The 16,414-nt window shown below is 66.0% G+C and carries 23 protein-coding genes; 1 reads left to right on the top strand and 22 read right to left on the bottom strand.

All coding sequences use genetic code 11. The features are described from left to right. Window position 1: 1 nt before the first annotated feature. The 19 genes from rplF to F6A08_RS04800 form a co-directional block, all read right to left on the bottom strand. On the bottom strand, window positions 2-538 hold the full coding sequence (rplF, locus tag F6A08_RS04890) for a 50S ribosomal protein L6 (protein WP_017201579.1): 537 nt from the start codon (window positions 536-538) through the stop codon (window positions 2-4). 6 nt (window positions 539-544) lie between these two features. Beyond that, window positions 545-943, bottom strand: a complete 399-nt coding sequence (gene rpsH / locus F6A08_RS04885) for a 30S ribosomal protein S8 (protein ID WP_017201580.1) — start codon at window positions 941-943, stop codon at window positions 545-547. Window positions 944-1,127: 184 nt separating this feature from the next. Then, on the bottom strand, window positions 1,128-1,718 hold the full coding sequence (rplE, locus tag F6A08_RS04880) for a 50S ribosomal protein L5 (RefSeq protein WP_017201581.1): 591 nt from the start codon (window positions 1,716-1,718) through the stop codon (window positions 1,128-1,130). Continuing rightward, a complete protein-coding gene (gene rplX / locus F6A08_RS04875) occupies window positions 1,718-2,077 on the bottom strand; it encodes a 50S ribosomal protein L24 (protein WP_017201582.1) in 360 nt (119 codons plus the stop codon). Before rplX ends, rplE begins: the two co-directional genes overlap by 1 nt. Before the next feature lie 2 nt (window positions 2,078-2,079). After that, window positions 2,080-2,448: a 50S ribosomal protein L14 gene (gene rplN, locus F6A08_RS04870; protein ID WP_017201583.1), complete on the bottom strand. Its 369-nt coding sequence runs from the start codon at window positions 2,446-2,448 to the stop codon at window positions 2,080-2,082. Beyond that, window positions 2,445-2,777: a 30S ribosomal protein S17 gene (gene rpsQ / locus F6A08_RS04865; RefSeq protein ID WP_017201584.1), complete on the bottom strand. Its 333-nt coding sequence runs from the start codon at window positions 2,775-2,777 to the stop codon at window positions 2,445-2,447. The genes rplN and rpsQ overlap by 4 nt, the downstream gene beginning before the upstream one ends. Then, window positions 2,777-3,094, bottom strand: a complete 318-nt coding sequence (gene rpmC / locus F6A08_RS04860) for a 50S ribosomal protein L29 (RefSeq protein WP_124896284.1) — start codon at window positions 3,092-3,094, stop codon at window positions 2,777-2,779. The genes rpsQ and rpmC overlap by 1 nt, the downstream gene beginning before the upstream one ends. Further along, window positions 3,094-3,513 carry a 50S ribosomal protein L16 gene (gene rplP / locus F6A08_RS04855; RefSeq protein ID WP_017201586.1) on the bottom strand — a complete coding sequence of 140 codons (420 nt, stop codon included), beginning with the start codon at window positions 3,511-3,513 and terminating at the stop codon, window positions 3,094-3,096. Before rplP ends, rpmC begins: the two co-directional genes overlap by 1 nt. Continuing rightward, window positions 3,513-4,268 carry a 30S ribosomal protein S3 gene (gene rpsC, locus F6A08_RS04850; RefSeq protein ID WP_017201587.1) on the bottom strand — a complete coding sequence of 252 codons (756 nt, stop codon included), beginning with the start codon at window positions 4,266-4,268 and terminating at the stop codon, window positions 3,513-3,515. The genes rplP and rpsC overlap by 1 nt, the downstream gene beginning before the upstream one ends. Then, a complete protein-coding gene (gene rplV / locus F6A08_RS04845; protein WP_017201588.1) occupies window positions 4,268-4,666 on the bottom strand; it encodes a 50S ribosomal protein L22 in 399 nt (132 codons plus the stop codon). The genes rpsC and rplV overlap by 1 nt, the downstream gene beginning before the upstream one ends. Next, complete coding sequence (gene rpsS / locus F6A08_RS04840) at window positions 4,666-4,947, bottom strand: 30S ribosomal protein S19 (protein ID WP_017201589.1); 282 nt, start codon at window positions 4,945-4,947, stop codon at window positions 4,666-4,668. The genes rplV and rpsS overlap by 1 nt, the downstream gene beginning before the upstream one ends. Before the next feature lie 12 nt (window positions 4,948-4,959). Continuing rightward, complete coding sequence (gene rplB, locus F6A08_RS04835) at window positions 4,960-5,799, bottom strand: 50S ribosomal protein L2 (RefSeq protein ID WP_017201590.1); 840 nt, start codon at window positions 5,797-5,799, stop codon at window positions 4,960-4,962. Between the two features lie 20 nt (window positions 5,800-5,819). Then, complete coding sequence (gene rplW / locus F6A08_RS04830) at window positions 5,820-6,143, bottom strand: 50S ribosomal protein L23 (RefSeq protein WP_017201591.1); 324 nt, start codon at window positions 6,141-6,143, stop codon at window positions 5,820-5,822. Next, window positions 6,140-6,802, bottom strand: coding sequence for a 50S ribosomal protein L4 (gene rplD / locus F6A08_RS04825; protein ID WP_017201592.1), 663 nt, complete (start codon window positions 6,800-6,802; stop codon window positions 6,140-6,142). Before rplD ends, rplW begins: the two co-directional genes overlap by 4 nt. A gap of 2 nt (window positions 6,803-6,804) precedes the next feature. Next, entirely contained in the window at window positions 6,805-7,464 is a 660-nt protein-coding gene (gene rplC, locus F6A08_RS04820; RefSeq protein WP_017201593.1) for a 50S ribosomal protein L3, read from the bottom strand. An 8-nt stretch (window positions 7,465-7,472) separates the two neighbouring features. After that, window positions 7,473-7,781: a 30S ribosomal protein S10 gene (gene rpsJ, locus F6A08_RS04815; RefSeq protein ID WP_017201594.1), complete on the bottom strand. Its 309-nt coding sequence runs from the start codon at window positions 7,779-7,781 to the stop codon at window positions 7,473-7,475. Between the two features lie 873 nt (window positions 7,782-8,654). Further along, on the bottom strand, window positions 8,655-8,867 hold the full coding sequence (locus F6A08_RS04810; protein ID WP_017201595.1) for a hypothetical protein: 213 nt from the start codon (window positions 8,865-8,867) through the stop codon (window positions 8,655-8,657). Between the two features lie 111 nt (window positions 8,868-8,978). Next, window positions 8,979-10,439, bottom strand: coding sequence for a sugar transferase (locus F6A08_RS04805; protein WP_151458773.1), 1,461 nt, complete (start codon window positions 10,437-10,439; stop codon window positions 8,979-8,981). Window positions 10,440-10,599: 160 nt separating this feature from the next. Next, window positions 10,600-12,384 (bottom strand): DUF4012 domain-containing protein, encoded by a 1,785-nt coding sequence (locus F6A08_RS04800; protein WP_151458772.1) that lies wholly within the window; start codon window positions 12,382-12,384, stop codon window positions 10,600-10,602. Between the two features lie 151 nt (window positions 12,385-12,535). Between F6A08_RS04800 and pseB the strand changes: the two genes are divergently transcribed. Further along, window positions 12,536-13,525, top strand: coding sequence for a UDP-N-acetylglucosamine 4,6-dehydratase (inverting) (gene pseB / locus F6A08_RS04795; RefSeq protein WP_151458771.1), 990 nt, complete (start codon window positions 12,536-12,538; stop codon window positions 13,523-13,525). A gap of 13 nt (window positions 13,526-13,538) precedes the next feature. On the opposite strand, the gene F6A08_RS04790 is transcribed toward pseB, so the two are convergent. Genes F6A08_RS04790 through F6A08_RS04780 form a run of 3 tightly spaced genes read right to left on the bottom strand, consistent with a single transcriptional unit; the run spans window position 13,539 to window position 16,410 of the window. Then, window positions 13,539-14,306, bottom strand: a complete 768-nt coding sequence (locus tag F6A08_RS04790; RefSeq protein ID WP_151458770.1) for a cytidylyltransferase domain-containing protein — start codon at window positions 14,304-14,306, stop codon at window positions 13,539-13,541. Beyond that, a complete protein-coding gene (locus tag F6A08_RS04785; RefSeq protein WP_151458769.1) occupies window positions 14,303-15,337 on the bottom strand; it encodes a glycosyltransferase family 4 protein in 1,035 nt (344 codons plus the stop codon). The genes F6A08_RS04790 and F6A08_RS04785 overlap by 4 nt, the downstream gene beginning before the upstream one ends. Next, window positions 15,337-16,410, bottom strand: a complete 1,074-nt coding sequence (locus F6A08_RS04780) for an N-acetylneuraminate synthase family protein (protein ID WP_151458768.1) — start codon at window positions 16,408-16,410, stop codon at window positions 15,337-15,339. The genes F6A08_RS04785 and F6A08_RS04780 overlap by 1 nt, the downstream gene beginning before the upstream one ends. Window positions 16,411-16,414: the final 4 nt, after the last annotated feature.

Here is a 16,414-nt window from a genome sequence, read left to right as displayed (position 1 = left end):
GTTACTTACCACTCTTTCCGGCCTTGCGACGCACGTTCTCGCCGGCGTAGCGCACACCCTTGCCCTTGTACGGCTCGGGCTTGCGGATCTTGCGGATGTTGGCAGCTGCCTCGCCGACAGCCTGCTTGTCGATCCCGCTGACGGTGAGCTTGGTGGTGCCCTCGACCGTGAGCGTGATGCCGGCGGGCGGGTCGATCAGGACCGGGTGCGAGAAGCCGAGGGCGAACTCGACCGAGCTGCCCTTCTGCTGCACGCGGTAACCGGTGCCGACGACCTCGAGACCCTTGGTGTAGCCCTGGGTCACGCCGATGATGTTGTTGTTGATGAGCGTGCGGGTCAGGCCGTGAAGCGACCGCGACTCGCGCTCGTCGTCGGGACGGGAGACCAGAACCTGGTTCTCCTCGACCGCGACCTCGATGGGGCTGGCCACCGTGAGGGTGAGCTCACCCTTGGGGCCCTTCACCGCGACCTCACGGCCGTCGACCGTAACGGTCACGCCCGCGGGAACGTCGATGGGAAGTCGTCCGATTCGAGACATTTCGAATTACCACACGTAGGCGAGAACTTCTCCGCCCACGCCCTTCTGCTCTGCCTGACGGTCAGTGAGGAGACCGGAGGAGGTGGACAGGATGGCCACGCCGAGGCCGCCGAGGACCGTGGGAAGCTCGGTGGACTTCGCGTACACGCGGAGACCGGGCTTGGACACGCGCTTGATGCCGGCGATGGACCGCTCGCGGTTCGGGCCGTACTTCAGCGTCAGCGTCAGGTTCTTCCCGACGCGGGCGTCGGTGGTCTCCCAGCCGGCGATGTAGCCCTCCTGCTGGAGGATCTGGGCGATGTTCGTCTTCAGCTTGCTCGACGGCAGGGTCACGGAATCGTGGTGCGCCGAGTTCGCGTTGCGCAGACGGGTCAGCAGATCTGCGACCGGGTCTGTCATTGTCATTGTTGTTTTCCTTTGTTCATGAGGTTCCGGCTGCCGTTACACGACAGACGGCCTGCGATGACACGCAATTTTCAATTGTACGTGCTCTGAGACGATGCTTCGACAGGCTCAGCGACCCAGAGGGGCCGATCAGCAGCCCAGCGGGCCACTCAGCAACCCATGGGTCCCTGAGCCTGTCGAAGGGTTACGCCTGTGCGTCTTCCGAGCGGAACGGGAAGCCGAGGTGGCGGAGCAGGGCCCGACCCTCGTCATCCGTCTTCGCGGTGGTGACGACGGTGATGTCGAAACCGCGAACCCGGTCGATCTTGTCCTGATCGATCTCGTGGAACACGCTCTGCTCCTGGAGACCGAAGGTGTAGTTGCCGTTGCCGTCGAACTGCTTGGCCGAGAGACCGCGGAAGTCGCGGATACGGGGCAGTGCGAGCGAGACGAGGCGATCCACGAACTCCCACGCGCGGTCACCGCGGAGGGTGACGTGCGCGCCGATGGCCTGACCCTCGCGCAGCTTGAACTGCGCGATGGACTTGCGAGCCTTCGTGACGATCGGCTTCTGGCCGGTGATCTTGGTGAGGTCGTCGACCGCGCCATCGATCACCTTGCTGTCGCGAGCTGCCTCGCCGACACCGGTGTTCACGACGACCTTGACCAGTCCGGGGATCTGCATGACGTTCGCGTAACCGAACTCTTCCTGCATCGCCTTCTTGATCTCGGTGTTGTACTTCTGCTTCAGGCGCGGCTGGATCTTGCCAGCCGGCGCGGCAGTGTCGGTGCTCATCAGAGGTCCTTACCGCTCTTCTTCGCGTAGCGCACGCGGACGGTGCGCTTCACGCCGTCCTTCGTCTGCTCCTCGACCCGGTGGCCGACCTTGGTCGGCTTCTTGGTCGAGGGGTCGACGAGTGCGACGTTCGAGATGTGGATGGAGGCTTCGACGGTCTCGAGGCCTCCGGTCTTGGTGCCACGCTGCGTCTGGCCGACGCGGGTGTGCTTGGTGACGTAGTTCACGCCTTCGACGATGACGCGGTTCTTGTCGGCGAGGACATCGAGGACCTTGCCCTGCTTGCCGCGGTCGCCGCCACGCTCCTGCGTCGCACCGGTGATGACCTGAACCAGGTCACCCTTCTTGATCTTCGCCATGATTAGATGACCTCCGGCGCCAGCGAGACGATCTTCATGAACTTCTTGTCGCGAAGCTCACGACCGACCGGCCCGAAGATACGGGTGCCACGGGGCTCCCCGTCGTTCTTCAGGATCACTGCGGCGTTCTCGTCGAACTTGATGTAGGAGCCGTCCGGACGACGGACCTCCTTCTTGGTGCGGACGATGACCGCCTTGACGACGTCGCCCTTCTTCACGTTGCCACCGGGGATCGCGTCCTTGACGGTCGCGACGATCGTGTCGCCGAGGCCCGCGTAACGACGCTTCGAGCCACCGAGGACACGGATGGTGAGCAGCTCCTTGGCGCCGGTGTTGTCGGCGACCTTGAGTCGGGATTCCTGCTGAATCACTTGGCCTTCTCCAGAATCTCCACCAGGCGCCAGCGCTTCGTGGCGCTCAGCGGGCGGGTCTCGTTGATCAGGACCAGGTCGCCGATGCCGGCGGAGTTCGCCTCATCGTGCGCCTTGACCTTCGAGGTGCGGCGGATGACCTTGCCGTAAAGCGGGTGCTTCACGCGGTCCTCGACCTCGACCACGATGGTCTTGTCCATCTTGTCGCTGACGACGTAGCCGCGACGTGCCTTGCGGTAGCCGCGGGCAGCGGTGTCGCGGACGTCGTGCTCGGACGACTCGTGTCCTGCGGCCTGCGTCTCCACAGTCGCTTCCTTCTTCGTGGCCATCACTCAGCCTCTTCCTTCGCGGCGTCGTCGGCGGAGTCCGCCTTCTTCGCCTTCGACTTGGTCGCCTTCTTCGCGGGAGCCTCGACCGGAGCGGGCGTCGCACGGATGCCCAGCTCGCGCTCGCGGATCACCGTGTAGAGACGCGCGATGTCGCGCTTGACGGCGCGGATGCGGCCGTGGCTCTCCAGCTGGCCGGTGGCCGACTGGAAACGGAGGTTGAACAGCTCCTCCTTGGCCTTGCGCAGCTCCTCGACGAGGCGCTGGTCTTCGAATGTGTCGAGCTCTGCCGGAGCGAGCTCCTTGGTGCCGATCGCCATTACGCGTCGCCCTCCTCGCGCTTGATGATGCGTGCCTTGAGCGGCAGCTTGTGAATTGCTCGGGTCAGGGCCTCGCGAGCGAGCTGCTCGTCGACACCCGCGACCTCGAAGAGGACGCGGCCCGGCTTGACGTTGGCGACCCACCACTCGGGGGAACCCTTACCGGAACCCATGCGGGTCTCGGCAGGCTTCTTGGTGAGGGGACGGTCGGGGTAGATGTTGATCCACACCTTTCCACCACGCTTGATGTGACGGGTCATCGCGATACGAGCGGACTCGATCTGACGGTTCGTCACGTAAGCGGGGGTGAGGGCCTGGATACCGTACTCGCCGAAGGAGACCTTCGTGCCGCCGGTGGCCTGACCCGAGCGACCCGGGTGGTGCTGCTTACGGAACTTGACCTTACGGGGGATGAGCATTATGCCGACGCTCCTTCTGCGACAGGTGCCTCATTGCGCGGGGCACGGCGGCGGTCGCCACCACGGTCGTCACGACGAGCCTTGGGCGCGTTGGCCTGCTCGCGAGCGAGCTCCTTCGCGGTCAGGTCGCCCTTGTAGATCCAGACCTTCACGCCGATGCGGCCGAAGGTGGTCTTCGCCTCGTAGAAGCCGTAGTCGATGTTCGCGCGCAGCGTGTGCAGCGGCACACGACCCTCGCGGTAGAACTCCGAGCGGCTCATCTCGGCGCCGCCGAGGCGGCCGGAGACCTGGATGCGGATACCCTTGGCGCCGGCGCGCTGAGCGCCCTGCAGACCCTTGCGCATCGCACGACGGAACGCCACGCGAGCAGAGAGCTGCTCGGCGATGCCCTGTGCGACCAGCTGAGCGTCGGCCTCGGGGTTCTTGACCTCGAGGATGTTCAGCTGGATCTGCTTGCCCGAGAGCTTCTCGAGGTCGCCGCGGATGCGCTCGGCCTCGGCTCCACGACGACCGATCACGATGCCCGGACGGGCGGTGTGGATGTCGACGCGGACGCGGTCACGGGTGCGCTCGATCTCGATGTTCGAGACACCGGCGCGGTCGAGCTGCGTCTTGAGCAGGTTGCGGATCTTGATGTCCTCGGCCACGTAGTCGGCGTAACGCTGACCCGGCTTCGTCGAGTCGGAGAACCAACGCGAGACGTGGTCCGTCGTGATGCCGAGGCGGAAGCCGTACGGGTTTACCTTCTGTCCCATTACTTGCTCGCCTTCTTGTTGCTGTCGCCCGCGGCGGCCGGAGCCGTCTCAGGCGTCGAGAGCACGACCGTGATGTGGCTCGTGCGCTTCTTGATCTGGAAAGCGCGACCCTGTGCACGGGGCTGGAAACGCTTGAGCGTCGTGCCCTCGTCCACGTACGCGTTCTTCACGTACAGGTCCTGCTCGTCGAGGTACTCGCCGTCACGATCCGCCTTGACCTGCGCGTTGGCCATGGCCGACGCGACAAGCTTGTAGATCGGCTCGCTCGCGCTCTGCTGCGCGAACTTGAGGATCGCGAGAGCCTCCTGGGCCTGCTTGCCCTTGATGAGCGCGACGACACGACGAGCCTTCTGCGGGGTCACGCGGATGTGCTTCACGCGTGCGATCGATTCGACCATTAGCGGCGCCGCCCCTTCTTGTCGTCCTTCTCGTGGCCGCGGAAGGTGCGGGTGGGCGCGAACTCGCCCAGCTTGTGACCGACCATGGTCTCGGACACGAACACAGGGATGTGCTTGCGTCCGTCGTGGACCGCGATCGTGTGACCCAGCATGGCCGGGATGATCATGGACCGACGGGACCAGGTCTTGATGACGTTCTTGGTGCCGGCTTCGTTCTGCACGACCACCTTGCGAAGCAGGTGCTCGTCGACGAAGGGGCCCTTCTTAAGACTGCGAGGCATCTTCTCTTACTCCTACTTGCGCTTCTTGCCGGCGTTACGACGACGCACGATGTACTTGTCGCTTTCCTTGTTGGCGTGACGGGTGCGACCCTCAGCCTGACCCCACGGGGAGACGGGGTGACGTCCACCGGACGTCTTGCCCTCACCACCACCGTGCGGGTGGTCGACCGGGTTCATCGCGACACCACGCACGGTCGGGCGGACGCCCTTCCAACGCATGCGGCCGGCCTTGCCCCAGTTGATGTTCGACTGCTCGGCGTTGCCGACCTCGCCGATGGTCGCGCGGCAGCGCGCATCGACGTTGCGGATCTCGCCCGAAGGCAGACGCAGCTGGGCGTAGGGGCCGTCCTTGGCGACGAGACGGACGGAGGCACCGGCCGAACGCGCCATCTTCGCGCCGCCACCGGGGCGGAGCTCGATCGCGTGGATCACGGTACCGGTGGGGATGTTCTTCAGCGGGAGGTTGTTGCCCGGCTTGATGTCAGCCCCGGCACCCGACTCGACGATGTCGCCCTGCTTCAGCTTCGCCGGAGCGAGGATGTAGCGCTTCTCACCGTCGAAGTAGTGCAGCAGCGCGATGCGCGCGGTGCGGTTGGGGTCGTACTCGATGTGAGCGACCTTGGCGTTCACGCCGTCCTTGTCATTGCGACGGAAGTCGATGACACGGTACTGGCGCTTGTGGCCACCACCGATGTGACGGGTCGTGATGCGTCCCTGGTTGTTGCGACCACCGGTCTTCGAGAGCGGGCGCAGCAGCGACTTCTCCGGCGTCGATCGGGTGATCTCGGCGAAGTCAGCCACCGACGAGCCGCGGCGGCCCGGGGTCGTGGGCTTGTACTTGCGAATTGCCATGATTGTCCTTATCCCCCGGATCAGCCGATTGCCGTGAAGATGTCGATGGTGCCCGACTTCAGGGTGACGATGGCGCGCTTGGTGTCCTTGCGCTTGCCGGTGCCGAAGCGGGTGCGACGAGCCTTGCCGACGCGGTTGAGCGTGTTGACGGACGCGACCTTGACGCCGAAGATCTTCTCGATGGCGAGCTTGATCTCGGTCTTCGAAGCGCGGGGGTCGACGAGGAAGGTGTACTTGCCCTCATCGATGAGCCCGTAGCTCTTCTCGGACACGACCGGCTTCAGGATGATGTCGCGCGGGTCCTTGTTCAGGGCCGTCTGGAGAACAGATGCCTGCTCGCTCATGCGGAGACCTCCTGGTTGGCGCCGGACTTGGAGGCGATGAAGCCCTCGAGCGCGGCCTGGGTGAAGACGATGTCGTCGGAGACGAGCACGTCGTATGCGTTGAGCTGGTCGAACGACAGCAGGTGCACGTTGGTGAGGTTGCGCAGGCTCTTGAGCGCGAGCTCGTCGCCGCGCTCGATCACCACGAGGACGTTCTTCGACGTGGCGACCTGTGCGAGGAAGCCCGCAGCGGCCTTGGTCGAAGGGGCGCCATCGGTGCCGAACGTGTCGATCGCGTGCAGGCGGTCTCCGCGGAAGCGGTCGCTGAGCGCGCCCAGCAGGGCGGCGGCGATCATCTTCTTGGGGGTGCGCTGCGAGTAGTCACGCGGCTTCGGGCCGTGGACGATGCCACCACCGGTCATGTGCGGCGCGCGGATGGAACCCTGACGGGCGTTACCCGTGCCCTTCTGCTTGAAGGGCTTGCGGCCCGCGCCGGAGACCTCGCCACGACGCTTGGTCGAGTGCGTGCCCTGGCGAGCCGCCGCGAGCTGCGCGACGACGACCTGGTGGATCAGCGGGATGTTCGTCTTGACGTCGAACAGCGCGGCGGGAAGCTCGATCGAGCCAGCCTTCTTGCCGTCTGCCTTGAGGACGTCGAGCGCGAGAGTCGAGTCAGCCATGATCAGGCACCCTTCACTGCGTTGCGGACGTAGACGATGCGGCCGCGAGCACCGGGGACGGCGCCCTTGACGAGCATGAGTCCCTTCTCGATGTCGATGGCGTGCACCGTGAGGTTGAGGACGGTCACGCGCTCGCCACCCATACGGCCGGCCATGCGCATGCCCTTGAAGACGCGGCTCGGGGTCGACGATGCGCCGATGGAGCCGGGCTTACGGTGGTTGCGGTGCGAACCGTGCGATGCCGAGACGCCCTTGAAGTTGTGGCGCTTCATGACACCGGCGAAGCCCTTGCCCTTGCTCGTGCCGACGACGTCGACGAGCTGGCCCGCCTCGAAGGTTCCGTCGACCGTGAGCTCCTGGCCCAGGGTGTAGTCGCCGGCGTCCGCGGTGCGGATCTCGGTGACGTGACGGCGCGGCGTGACGCCGGCTGCCTCGAAGTGAGCGGAGAGCGGCTTGTTCACCTTGCGGGGGTCGATCTGGCCGTACGCGATCTGCACGGCGTTGTAGCCGTCCTTCTCGGGCGTGCGGACCTGGGTGACCACGTTGGGCGCCAGCTCGATCACGGTGACGGGAACGAGCTTGCCGTTCTCGTTCCAGACCTGGGTCATGCCGAGCTTCGTGCCGAGCATGCCCTTGGAAATCTTGGAGTTGATGTCAACCATGGCGGACCTCAGAGCTTGATCTCGATGTTGACATCGGCAGGCAGGTCGAGACGCATCAGCGAGTCGACGGCCTTGGGCGTCGGGTCGACGATGTCGATCAGACGCTTGTGGGTGCGCATCTCGAAGTGCTCGCGGCTGTCCTTGTACTTGTGCGGCGACCGGATGACGCACACGACGTTCTTCTCGGTCGGAAGGGGCACGGGTCCGACGACGGTCGCACCCGCACGGGTCACGGTGTCGACGATCTTGCGTGCGGACGTGTCGATGACCTCGTGGTCATACGACTTCAGGCGAATGCGGATCTTCTGTCCCGCCATTGTCTGCTCTCTCTCTTTAGGCGTCTTACCGTCCGGGACCGGGTGGCCCTGGGGCATTGGACGCACGTCGGCGCTGTTCGCGCCTCGGCACTCGCCTTCTCGGACTCGCGACCTCTCGGTCCCTGAGCCTGTCGAAGGGCTGCACCACTGTTCTCATGTCAGCCGGACGCCGTGAAGCGACCGGATGCCGACCCTCCGCCGCGCACGGCAGAACCCTTCATGAAGAGGGGTGTCGGGGTGTTGTTCTGCTACCCGCGGCCTAGAACCCTGCACCATCCCGGAGGAGGTACCGTCTATGCACTGCCCTGGCAGTGATCCGGCGCACGCACAGCGGCGACGGAATATCGAACCTGTCTATTCTGCCATGACGGATTTCACTTCCGCAAACCCGGGCGTGTCGCGCTTGCCTCAGAGCCCTCGACGCCGCTCCTGGTCAGGTCAGAACGACGGTGAGAGCGGGGCGAGGCATCCCCATGCCTCGCCCCGCTTGGGGAGGGCGTTCAGTGCGAGGGGGCACACCGAACGCGAGCAGCTCGGCGTGAAGGGACGCCGAACTCCTCGACCGAGGGCGCGGCGGAAGAAGACCCGCCGCGCAGGCAGGGAGACGCTCAGGCGCACAGAGTGCGCGCGTCGCACGATGATCCCCAAGATCGTCTTTCCCCAGTTTTGTACGCGGAACACCGCGTGCTTCGGGAAACCGAACCCCTTCGGCTTCCCCGACCGCAAGATCCCCAGGCGGTCGACATGATCCTACTCGATGCATCCGTGAATCCGCCACACCGTGGGCCTGCCGCCCGGCACTCCCCCGCACGCAGAGAAGCGGCGGTCCCCCTCGATACGGGTGACCGCCGCTCTCAGCGGATGCTCGTCGTCCTACTCGTTGCCGACAGCCTTGTCGGCACTCTCGCGGATCTCGTCGATCTTGTCCGCGGCGCCCGGGGCGATCTTCTTGGCGAAGTCCGCGACCCCGTCCAGCACCTTGTCGCTGATGTCCTCGGCCTGCTCGCTCTTGACGGCTTCGGCGAGCTTGTCCTTGTTCTGCTCGTACAGGTCCTTGCCCTTGTTGACGGCGTCCTCGATACCCATGATTCCCCTTCGGAGGCGGTGTGCGTGCGGCCGGCCCGGCCGACCCTCTCATTCTGCATCCGAGGTGGAGGAGAGGGAACCCCCGAGTCGCGCCGTGTCACACGGACCCGATCAGTGCGCGCTCGCTCCTGGGGCGACGACGGCGCGGATCGTGCGGAACAGGATCACGACGTCCTGCGTGAGGGACCAGTTCTCCACGTAGTAGAGGTCGAGTCTGATCGTCTCCTCCCACGAGAGGGAGGACCGGCCGCTCACCTGCCAGAGTCCGCTCATGCCCGGCTTGACGGCGAGCCGGCGAAGGGCGATGTCGTCGTAGAGCGCGACCTCGGCCGCGCGTTGCGGACGGGGCCCGACCAGACTCATGTCACCGCGGACGACGTTGACGAGCTGCGGCAGTTCATCGATCGAGTGCTTGCGGAGGAAGCGGCCGATCTTCGTGATGCGCGGGTCATCCGACACCTTGAACAGCGGCGTCTCGCTCGAGCCCTGCAGGTCCAGCAGACTGGCGAGCTGGTCGTCGGCATTCGCCACCATGGACCGGAACTTGCGCATGCCGAAGGTCTTGCCGCCGCGACCGATGCGCTCCTGGTGATAGAAGATCGGGCCGGGACCGTCGATCTTGATCGCGATCGCCGTGGCGAGGAACACCGGCGAGAACAGGATCAGCAGCGCCGTGGATCCGACGATGTCGAAGGCGCGCTTGAGGAATCGCTTGCCTCCCTCCATGCGAGGGAAGTCCACGTGCACCAGCGGCAGTCCCGCGACCGGGGTCGCGTGCAGTCGGGGGCCGGCGACGTCGGTCAGCGCCGGAGCCATGATCATGTGGATATCGCGGTCCGCTACGGCATAACCGAGCCGTCGCATCGTCTCAGGATCGATGTCGTCGGAGCCGACGATGATGAGCGCGTCGATGCTCGCCGCATCGAGCGCGCGCTCGGCGCTGCGGATGTCGCCGAGGACCTCGAGCTGCGGCATCCCCTCCGAGGGCACCCCGTCTGTGATGACGCCGACGATCGTGTAGCCGCTGCCGTCCGTGCGGCGGATCTGCTGAGCGACGTGCTTCACGTTGCTTCGCTCGCCGATGAGCACCGCACGATGGGTGTACTCGCCCTTTCGCTGGCGTCCGCGGAGCCACTGCCGCCAGAGCCAGCGCGAACCGAGTAGGAGGACCAGCCCGACGGGGAAGATCAGCGCCAGCAGAAGGCGCGAGATCTCCATGCCGAGGAAGAACGCGACGGCGACCGTGAAGGCGAACACGGCGATGGTCGCGTCGACGATCCTGCGGTACTCGAGGATGCCGTGTCCCACCGTGTGGTGATCGCGGGTGTCGATGGCGTCGAGTCCGACAAGCCAGACGAGGCCGATGACGGCGAGCACGACCGGGTACCCGATGGTGGGGCCGTTGGGCCAGGTCACATCGCCTTCGGCTCCGGGGCTCGTCAGCAGCCCGACGGCGGTGATCGTGACCGTCACGACGAGCACGTCGCTGAAGAACAGGCGACTCGCGTAGCGACGCGGCCACTCCCCGCGACGGCGGCCGACCGACCCCGCGCGCGCATGCGCACCGGTCATCGGAATTCCAGCATTTCGCGAATGCATAGGCACGGCATCCACAACGATGCTGACCACCCCCTATTACGCCCGGCGTGATCCGCGCGCAACTCTCAGCGGATTCACTGAATCGCGGCTCAGTTTACTCCAGAGATTGTGATTCGCCAGTCCTGATGCAGAATCAGCCGCAGGAGTCCGTGATCGAGGGCACCGTGGGGTGGATCATCGGGTTCGTCTGCACCGCGAGCGGACCGAACTCACCCTCGCCCGTGAAGGACGCCGTCACGTTCACCTGATCACCCGCATCGAACCAAGCTTCGAACCGCGCGGTGGGGCGTCCGAGGTCATCGATCCCCTGCTGAAGCACCTCGACGCGCTCGCCGTTCACAGCCACGTTGGAGACGGCGGTCCCGGGAGGGCCGTATATGTAGATCCAGTCTCGGAACGTGGTGAAGAATGTCATGCTCTGCACATACCGCGGCAGCGCCTCGGCCTGCTCCTGGGTGATCGGCAGCGTGAGACCCGCATTCACAGTGAAGGTCGCGGAGCCGGCTTCGCACACGGCGTCCGCGTTGATCGACGCCTGCGTGTAGTAATCGATCTTCGAACCGTTGCTGTTGTTGAAGAAGACGCCGATCGTCGTCGCATCGTTGTTGTCCGTCGGAAGGATGCCGCTGATGCGGTGTCCGGCGATGGCCTCGGTGACCTTGTCATCCTCACTCCACACGAGGAGGCTGCCCTGAGCGGCGCTCTCGTTCAGAGCCCAGGCCATGTCCTTCAGGTTGAACTGGCCCGAGGCGACCTTCTGGAAAACGGCTCCGGCCGCGGCGGCGAAGAAACCGTCGACCAGTTCGGGATGCTCGTAGCTGTCCCAGCGCTGGTAGACCTGGCTCAGCAGCAGCGCCGTGGCGTTCTCGCTGCTCAGGACGTCGCCGGTGACCAAGGGGATCGGTCCAGTGGCGACCAGGATCCGCGACAGTGCGAGCGGGTCGATGGAGATCACCGCGTCGATCTCGTCCGGGGCGATGTCGCGCTGCCACCAGGCGCGCATGATCTTCGCTGCGGTGGGGAAGTCCGGTCGGCTCATGCTCGTGTTGATGTGGTCGACGAGGTAGCTCGAGTAGAGATCGATTGCGCTCTGCTCGACCGGCACATCCACCGCGACGCCGTTCTGGTAGCTGGCGCTGCTCCCTTGACTGCCCATCGTGATCTTGCCGTTGTCGACGTTGATGAGGGTCTGCGCTGCCGCGCTGCCGCCAAGAGCGAGGGTCTCGGCGTTGTTCTGGAAGACGAGGAGATAGTTGCGCGTGCCGTCGGCGCCGAGGAGCGTCGGGAGCATCTCAACCGCGGGGGCTGCCATCCCCATCACCTCGGAGACCTGGTCGACGCCCTTCCGGACGGGCCCGATCAGCGCGGTCGACTTCTGCACGGCGCCGATCTCTTCAGCCAACTGCGCGATGCGCCCCGACTCCGCCTTCGTCACCTCGAGGATCTTCGGGATCAGCGCGCCGCCATCCGTCCCGCCGCCGAGCACCGGCACCCCGACGTCGTTCACGAGCACATCGAGCGACTGCGCGGCCAGGCGGACCCCCCGCAGATTCTCGCCCGCCACCGGGATCCACTCGAACGCCGCCCAGACGGGATCGGACGCCGCGGCGCCCGCGCTTTCCGCATGCCCGGAGATCTCCTCGAGGGTGGCTTTGACGTCGGCTCCGTTCTGCAGTTCGCCGATGAGCCGCTGACTCTGCTCCAGACCGTCCTTCACGGTGAGCGCGCGGAACCCCACCCAGACAGCGGCCGCGAGCAGCACCACGAGGACGAGGCCGACGATCAGCCAGATGACGCCGGCGCGCTTGCGGCGCCTCGCTCGGCGAGCGGCGACGCCGGCACGCTGCTCAGCAGCCTCGCGGTCGGCCTGCTGCTTCTGCGCAGCTTCACGGGCTGCCCTGCGGGACGTATGGGACACGTTGGGATCCTATCGTTCGGAATCCGAACACCCGCTGAGTCGGCGTCCGCGGTCGGGCCGCTCGGTTCAATATGATGATGGGGTCCGAGTACGCACTTCCTCATCCACTGAGCGAGACGTACGTCCTTCCCGGCTTCAGAGGGATCTTCGCGTGTCCATTCTCAGTGAATCCAGCATTCTCATCACCGGCGGAACCGGCTCGTTCGGCAAGGCGTTCATCCGCTATGCCCTCGACAACCTGAACCCGCGACGTCTCGTCGTCTTCTCGAGGGACGAACTGAAGCAGTACGAGGTGCGTCAGCAGTTCAAGGATGATCCCCGCCTGCGTTGGTTCATCGGCGACATCAGAGACGAACGCAGACTCGCGCGGGCCCTGCACGGCGTCGACTACGTCGTCCACGCCGCCGCCCTCAAGCAGGTCGACACCGCCGAGTACAACCCGTTCGAGTTCGTCAAGACCAACGTCCTCGGCAGCCAGAATGTGATCGAAGCCTCGATCGACGCGGGCGTGAAGAAGGTGATCGCGCTCTCCACCGACAAGGCATCGAGTCCGATCAACCTCTATGGCGCGACCAAGCTCACCGCGGACAAGCTCTTCATCACCGGCAACCACTACGCTGCCGCCTACCCCACGCGCTTCGCTGTCGTCCGCTACGGGAATGTGATGGGATCGCGAGGATCCGTCATCCCGTTCTTCGAGAAGCTCGGCGCGAGCGGTCAGCCGCTGCCGATCACGGACCTGAGGTGCACGCGCTTCTTCATCAGCCTGCCCCAGGCGGTCGAGATGGTCGTGGATGCCTTCGACTTCATGCAGGGCGGCGAGCTCCTGGTTCCCAACATCCCCTCGATGAAGGTGACCGACCTGGCCCACGCGGTCGTCCCCGGCGCCGAGCTGGTCGACGTCGGTCTGCGACCCGGTGAGAAGCTGCACGAGGAGATGATCAGCCCTGAGGAAGGACGGCGCGCGGTGACCATCCAGGACGGGAAGTACTTCATCATCCAGCCGGATATCGCGTCGTGGGGCTACCAGACCCCGGCGGGTTCCACACCCGTCCCGGAGGGTTTCGCGTTCCGATCGGACAAGAACGACCTCTGGTACACCCGCGAGGAGATCGCGGAGATCATCCGGAACGGGCTCTGACCCGGCGGCCTTCTCAGCCGACGCCACCCCTCCAGCGCTCGTCGACGACATCGACGTGCTTCTGCGCGACCTGAGCGTTCAGCTCGCTGATCTCCGGATGCTCCCGCACCACGGCGAGCACCTCCGCCCAGCCGGCCAGAGGGCCGTCGAGGTGCGCCCAGATCGCCCGCACAGCCTCCAGGTCCTCCGGCGTGTCCACGGTCCATCGGTAGCCGGAGAGATCCTCTTCCATGTCCGAGACGCTGACCCGGAAGCGTCCGGGCTCCCGATACAGGAACGGCATCACGTGCTCGCGGTCCGCTGGTTCCCGCGCGGCGCGCCACGCGGTCTCGAGGGCCTCGCGGCGCGCCACCTCCACGTCCAGCCCCACGGGCGTCGTCCTCCGCGCCGGCGGTGGAAGCCGATTCGCCGAGAAGTCCGCGCCGGTGCCGAGGTGGAGTCGAACGACCTCATCGACCAGCGCAGGGTCGATGAGGGGACAGTCGCCGGTGACCCGCACGAGGTGCTCAGCCTGGGGGAACTCGGCCAAAGCGGAGTGGAAGCGATCGAGCACGTCGAACTCGTCTCCTCGGATGACCCTTGTGCCCGAACTCCGGGCCCACACCTCCAGCGCGTCGTCCGCTGGAGCCGTCGACGTCGCGATCACGACCTCGTCCACCAGGGCGGATGCCCTCAGCCGACTGACGACACGATCGATCACGGGGCGGCCGCCGAGATCGGCCATGACCTTTCCCGGCAGCCGCGACGACCCCATCCGCGCCTGCACCACCCCGAGGATCACGAGACGGCCCTTCGCGCGTGCCGCGCCACCGCGAGATCAGCGGCCCCGCGCAGACGGCGAGCGCCGTCCCGCCAGTCGGCGTGCTCCTGTGCCAGACGTGCCGCTGCCTCCCCCATCCGTGCGCGTCGGGCGGGGTCTGCCTCGAGTTCGAGCAGCACCGCTCCCAGTTGCTCGTGGTCTCCGACAGGGAATCTCACGCCGACGCCCTCGGGAACCCATTGGCGATTCCCTGGAATGTCGGTGACGACGGGGACGGCGCCGCTCGCCATCGCCTCCAGCAGCGAGATCGAGCTGCCGTCGACCGTCGACGTGCTGACGTAGACGTCGGCCGTGCGGTACAGCGAAGCGAGCTGCTCCCCCTCCAGCTCGCCCAGGAAGATCACCGCGTCCGACGCACCCGCGTCCTCGACCATTGCGCGCAGCACGTGGGTGCGGCTGCCCCCACCTGCAAGGAGGAGCACTCCCTCGCGAAGGGTCGACCGGACGCCCTCGAAGGCGCGCACGAGCGTCTCGACGTCGTAGAGCGCCTCATGCCGACGAACGCTGACGATGCAGGTCGCCGCACCGTCGATGCCGAACTCGGCCCGCAGATCGCCTCCCTCGGGGCGGAACCGCTGGTGGTCGATCCCCCAGGGGAATCGGACGATCGCCGCGTCCGCCGCACCCAGCGACCGCGCGCGCTCATACACGGCGTCGTTGTCGACGATCACGACATCGGCGCGAGCGAGCACCGCCGACGCTCGGTCCCGCATCGCGTCATCCGCCTCGACATCGGCCATGAGGTCGAACCCCCAGGACATCGCGATCAGCGGTCCGGACCACGCCTGCGCGACAACGAACGCGATCGTGGGCACCGGACCGGCGTGCACGACGTCCGGCTGGAACCGTTCGGCCGTCGTCGCGAAGAGGCCGACATCGGGTGCGGCGGGGTCGAGAACCAGGGCCGACACATCGACGCCGTGGTCAGCCCAAGCATCGATCATCCGGCGGTCGTGCACCCCGTCCGTACCGGACACGTACAGCACGCGCATCAGGACGCCGGAGTGAAGTCGTTCCAGGCGATTCCCTCGTCGGCCTCCAGGTCACGCGTGGCGCGAGCGCCCACCACACGGGAGAGCTCGTTCGCCGGGACGAGGTGAGGTGAGGCGGGCCGAAGCACCGCGAGGTCCTCACGGGTGATGACCTCGCCGGCGGCGATGGGTCGGCGCGAGCGGACCGCCCGACGCTGGACGATCACCGTCTCGGTCTCGTTCTCCTCGATGCGCTTGACCGGCTGACCGAATGACGCCTCGAGCTCGCGGGCCCGATCGACCATCTCCCGCCAGGTCACGGGGTCCATCGAGAAGCCGTGATCAGGGCCCTCGCGTCCGGTGTCGTCGGTGAAGTGCTTCTCGATGACGCGCGCGCCCATTGCGATGGCTCCGAGCGTCGTGGCGTGCCCTGGCGTGTGATCGGACAGGCCGAGCACCACGTTCGGGAACATGACGGCGTAGCTGCGCAGCACCTCCAGCGAGATATACCGGAAATTGTCCTCGCTCCCGGTGTAGTTCGTATTGCACTGCATGAGCACGAGCTCGTCGGTATGACGATGCACGGCGTCGACAGCCGCGACCACGTCCTGGATCGATGAGGCACCGGTCGCGACCAGCATCGGCTTGCCCTTCGCGGCCGTGTACTCGATCGCCTCCAGCCACGTCACGTCCCCGCTGCCGATCTTGTACGCGGGCACATGGGGTTCGAGCATGTCGATCGCGGCGAAGTCGTAGGCCGAGGAGAAGTAGTGAATGCCCGCTTCGTCGCAAGCGGCCTTGAGATGCGGCGTCCAGTCGTACGGGATCGACGCTTCGCCGTAGACCTGCGTCACGGGTTTCGTCCATGCCGATTGGTGGCCGAGCTTGCCGCCGAGCTCCGCGAAGCCGCGGTCGGAGACGATCTCGGGAGCCGTGAAGTTCTGGAACTTCGCGGCGTCGGCTCCGGCCTCGGCCGCGAGGCGGATGAGCTCGAGAGCGCGATCCAGTTCACCGTCGTGGCTCGCCGCGATGTCGGCGATGAAGTACGTCGGCTGGTCCGGCCCGATCCGGCGATCGGCGATCGAGAATTCCATGAGG

It is taken from the genome of Microbacterium algeriense, assembly GCF_008868005.1.
In the GTDB taxonomy this organism is placed as follows: domain Bacteria; phylum Actinomycetota; class Actinomycetes; order Actinomycetales; family Microbacteriaceae; genus Microbacterium; species Microbacterium algeriense.
Note: the sequence above shows the minus strand (reverse complement) of the source record. Positions and strands in the feature narration are given on the sequence as shown.

Coding starts and splice junctions, on each gene's coding strand:
- rplF (WP_017201579.1), bottom strand. CDS start 538: ATGTCTCGAATCGGACGACTTCCCATCGACGTTCCCGCGGGCGTGACC.
- rpsH (WP_017201580.1), bottom strand. CDS start 943: ATGACAATGACAGACCCGGTCGCAGATCTGCTGACCCGTCTGCGCAAC.
- rplE (WP_017201581.1), bottom strand. CDS start 1,718: ATGAGCACCGACACTGCCGCGCCGGCTGGCAAGATCCAGCCGCGCCTG.
- rplX (WP_017201582.1), bottom strand. CDS start 2,077: ATGGCGAAGATCAAGAAGGGTGACCTGGTTCAGGTCATCACCGGTGCG.
- rpsQ (WP_017201584.1), bottom strand. CDS start 2,777: ATGGCCACGAAGAAGGAAGCGACTGTGGAGACGCAGGCCGCAGGACAC.
- rpmC (WP_124896284.1), bottom strand. CDS start 3,094: ATGGCGATCGGCACCAAGGAGCTCGCTCCGGCAGAGCTCGACACATTC.
- rplP (WP_017201586.1), bottom strand. CDS start 3,513: ATGCTCATCCCCCGTAAGGTCAAGTTCCGTAAGCAGCACCACCCGGGT.
- rpsC (WP_017201587.1), bottom strand. CDS start 4,268: ATGGGACAGAAGGTAAACCCGTACGGCTTCCGCCTCGGCATCACGACG.
- rplV (WP_017201588.1), bottom strand. CDS start 4,666: ATGGTCGAATCGATCGCACGCGTGAAGCACATCCGCGTGACCCCGCAG.
- rpsS (WP_017201589.1), bottom strand. CDS start 4,947: ATGCCTCGCAGTCTTAAGAAGGGCCCCTTCGTCGACGAGCACCTGCTT.
- rplB (WP_017201590.1), bottom strand. CDS start 5,799: ATGGCAATTCGCAAGTACAAGCCCACGACCCCGGGCCGCCGCGGCTCG.
- rplW (WP_017201591.1), bottom strand. CDS start 6,143: ATGAGCGAGCAGGCATCTGTTCTCCAGACGGCCCTGAACAAGGACCCG.
- rplD (WP_017201592.1), bottom strand. CDS start 6,802: ATGGCTGACTCGACTCTCGCGCTCGACGTCCTCAAGGCAGACGGCAAG.
- rplC (WP_017201593.1), bottom strand. CDS start 7,464: ATGGTTGACATCAACTCCAAGATTTCCAAGGGCATGCTCGGCACGAAG.
- rpsJ (WP_017201594.1), bottom strand. CDS start 7,781: ATGGCGGGACAGAAGATCCGCATTCGCCTGAAGTCGTATGACCACGAG.
- F6A08_RS04810 (WP_017201595.1), bottom strand. CDS start 8,867: ATGGGTATCGAGGACGCCGTCAACAAGGGCAAGGACCTGTACGAGCAG.
- F6A08_RS04805 (WP_151458773.1), bottom strand. CDS start 10,439: ATGACCGGTGCGCATGCGCGCGCGGGGTCGGTCGGCCGCCGTCGCGGG.
- F6A08_RS04785 (WP_151458769.1), bottom strand. CDS start 15,337: ATGCGCGTGCTGTACGTGTCCGGTACGGACGGGGTGCACGACCGCCGG.
- F6A08_RS04780 (WP_151458768.1), bottom strand. CDS start 16,410: ATGGAATTCTCGATCGCCGATCGCCGGATCGGGCCGGACCAGCCGACG.